The 3,114-nt window shown below is 69.6% G+C and carries 3 protein-coding genes; all 3 read right to left on the bottom strand.

Annotated features, from left to right (window positions below):
• Positions 1 to 93 precede the first annotated feature (93 nt).
• The 3 genes from ABYB95_RS20315 to ABYB95_RS20305 are packed head-to-tail and all read right to left on the bottom strand — an operon-like array spanning position 94 to position 2,781.
• Positions 94 to 1,263 carry an ankyrin repeat domain-containing protein gene (locus tag ABYB95_RS20315; protein ID WP_372661130.1) on the bottom strand — a complete coding sequence of 390 codons (1,170 nt, stop codon included), beginning with the start codon at positions 1,261 to 1,263 and terminating at the stop codon, positions 94 to 96.
• Complete coding sequence (locus tag ABYB95_RS20310; protein WP_372661126.1) at positions 1,260 to 1,835, bottom strand: RNA polymerase sigma factor; 576 nt, start codon at positions 1,833 to 1,835, stop codon at positions 1,260 to 1,262. Before ABYB95_RS20310 ends, ABYB95_RS20315 begins: the two co-directional genes overlap by 4 nt.
• Positions 1,836 to 1,881: 46 nt before the next feature.
• On the bottom strand, positions 1,882 to 2,781 hold the full coding sequence (locus ABYB95_RS20305) for a hypothetical protein (protein WP_372661123.1): 900 nt from the start codon (positions 2,779 to 2,781) through the stop codon (positions 1,882 to 1,884).
• Between the last annotated feature and the right edge of the window lie 333 nt (positions 2,782 to 3,114).

Below are 3,114 nucleotides of genomic sequence, written 5' to 3'. Positions count from 1 at the left end.
TTGTATGTGGCGCCTTGCGCATGGCCTTTTTGATCCGCAACGCATCTTGGAAAAATAGTGTGAACAGACCCTAGGAGCCTGCGCAGGCCCGGGCTACCGCGCCGGGTTCTCGGTGGGTTCCAGCAAGGCCACAGCGGCGGTCTGCCCGGCCTGGCGCGCCAGTTCGGTGGCGGTCAAACCGTCGCGGTCGGTCAGGCGGCGGTTGGCCCCTGCCGCCAGCAACACGCGCAGCACCGCCAGATCGCCCCGTTGGGCGGCCCGCATCAGTGCGGTGCGCCCGGCTGCGTCGGCGCTGTCGGGTTCTGCGCCTTGTGCCAAGGCCGCCCGCACACCCGCCAGATCGCCTTGTGCCGCGTGGCGCAGCAGGTTTTGCTGGGCGGTGCCCGTTGCGCCGCTCTGGTCTGCCTGTTCGCGGCCATCGTGGGCGCGCGCGGCCGCCGAGGGCGGTGCGGGCGGGCGCGACGACAAACGGCTGGGGGCCATTGCGCGGTCTTGTGTGGCTTCGCTGGCACCCAAACCCGCTGGCGCTGAAGCCGTGGCTGTGTTCACGGTTGCAGCGGGTGGCGTTGTGCGTTCGGCGAGAGCGGGGCCGCTGCCCAGGCGCTCGCGCGCCAACGGAGCGGGCGCGGTGGGCTTGGCTTGGGAAGGCATCTCCTGTGGCGCTTCGGCCCGCGCGGTTGGTTCGGACGCCACGGCCGGGGCGCCGAATGTGTTTGTTGGCGGCGCCTGTTCAACTGCGGGCCGGGTCGGTGGCAATGCTTGGGGGCGCGGCGCGGTGGGGGTTGTGCGCTCGGCTTGGGCCGCGCTCGTTTTTGCGGTTGTGGTTTGTGCACTGGCGTCGGATGCGTTGTCGGCGGCGGTGTCTGTTTCGGCTGTGGCTGGTGCGGCAGCTGGCGCGGTGGTGGGTGCCGGGATCGCAGGGCGTGTGCTGGAGGTGCCGAAGGCCGCCTCGCGTTCCTCGGGCGTGCCACGGTCGAATTGCAGCACCAGCAGACCGACCAGGCCCAGCACCGCCAGACTGCCCAGCGCACGCCAGCGCCACTGCGGGTCGTTGGCGGCAGGGCGTTGGGTGCGATCGGTTTCGGTGTTGCCGGTGTCGTCAGCGTGGTGTGCGGCGCGGGCACGCATCTGCGCTGCGGCCTGTCGTGCCTGGGCCAGCACCGCCTCGCGCAGCGCAGGCGCGGGCCGGGCCGGGTCGTGCGCGTTGGCCTCCTGGTAGCGCTGCAGCAAGCGGTCTGGCGGTTCGCGGTCGTCGGCGTTCATGCAAAGGCCTCCAGGGTTTCGCGCAGGCGGTTGCGGGCGTAGCGCAGCCGGCTTTTGGCGGTTTGCAGGTTCACGCCGGTGGTCTGCGCGATCTCGTCCAGGCTCAGTCCGCCTTCGGCTTGCAGCAAAAAGGCTTCGCGTTGCGGTGCGGGCAGTTCGGCCAGTGCGTCGAGCAGGGCTTGTGCTTGTTCGCGCGATTCGAGTCGGCGTTCCGGGCCAAAGCCCGAAGCGGCGGCCAGCAGGTCGGCCAAGGCGGCGCCGTCTTCGGTTTCGGCATCCAGACTGGCGTGGGGCTTGTGGGTGCGCCAATGGTCCACCAGGCGGTGGTGGGCCAGGGTGAACAACCAAGTGCGAAAGCGTGCCCGCACCTGGTATTGCGGCGCTTGTTGCACCAGCTTGAACCACACGTCTTGCACCAGGTCGTCGGCCAGGGCGGGGTTGTGTGCGCTGCGCTGCACGAAGCGCCAGAGGCCGAGCGCGTGGCGGTCGTACAGGGATTCAAAAGCAGCGGCATCCCCGGTGGCGAAAGCCTGCATGAGTTGTTCGTCGGTGGGGGCGGTCGCCGCTTCCATGCGCCCGATTATGGGCGCTGGCCCCGCCGGCCCACTGTGGTTCGCCTCAGTTGGGGTCGGGCGCGTAGCCGGGTTGCACGCCGCCGGGAAAGGGGTTGGGCCGGGGCGGCGTGGGGCTGGCGGGAACGATGCCCATGGCGATGAGATTGGCCAGGCTGTCGTAGCGGATGCGGATGAGTTCGTCTGGCTCGTCGCTGCGGCGCTCGAACGTGGTATGCCCCACCCACGAGCCTTCGCGCGCGCCATGGCCGGTGCCCAGCCGGGGCGCAGCCTGGGCCATGCGGCGCGCCGCGTTGACCGACTCTTGCGCCGGGGCGGCATCGCTGCGCTCGCTTTCGCTCTTGGCCAGACCCGATGGTGCTTGCGACAAAGGCGCGGGCGCGGCACGGCTTTCGCCCATGCGGTCGGCGGCTGATGAGGCGCCGTCCGACTCGAAGCGCTCGCGCGGACTGATCACGGCAGGGGGTGGCGGGGGCGGCGTTTTTTCGCGGAACACCGCCACACCGATCACCCCCATGTGGTCCGGGCGCCCGGTGCGCGCCGCGTAAGAGGCGGGGGATGCGGTGAAGTGAAACGCCGCCACCTCGCTGTCGCTCTTGCGCCAGCCGGTGATGGCATAGGCTTGCCACGGCCCCAGCACATAGCCGGTTTGTGCCCAGGCGGCGGTTTCACCGGAAATCACATTGATACCGTCCACCGACACCACGCCGAGCACGCGCCCCCCGCTGCGGTTGCGCACCGCCACGGCGTAGCGCGCACCCGGCCGCCCTGCGACCCAGTACTCGCCCCGGTGGCGGATCACCGACAGGGTTTCGCCGCTGTCGCGGTCCTGCAACTGGATGTCGGCCAGGCGACCCACAGCATGGGCGGGCCAGGCGCCGAGCAAGGCCAAGGCGGCGAGGGCGGGCAGGACAAGGCGAGACAAATGAAGAGGGCGGGGGGTCATGGCGGCTCCTGAAAAAAGTGGTTGGAGCACACTGAAACGAACCAGCCGGGCGAATGGGGTTAAACCGGTGCACGGTTGTTTGCAACAAACTGTGCGCGGGCCGTCGGGCGGGGCTTTCTGCTCATCTGGTACAACGGCCAGCACCGCCACCCCACCTGCCCACGACCATGACCGACTTCACAAAAACCGTTCTCTTCACCGACACCGATGGCCGCGCCCGCTTTCGCGAGGAAACCGTGGCCTTGAGCGAAGGCACGCCCGCCGCGCAACTGTCGCCGTTGGCGCCTTCAGGCGGTTACCAGTTGCGCCAAAGCCCGGTCGGCTTTCGCAGCG

This window comes from Hydrogenophaga sp. (assembly GCF_041633695.1).
Lineage (GTDB): Bacteria > Pseudomonadota > Gammaproteobacteria > Burkholderiales > Burkholderiaceae_C > Hydrogenophaga.
This window is presented reverse-complemented; position numbering and strand designations above follow the sequence as displayed.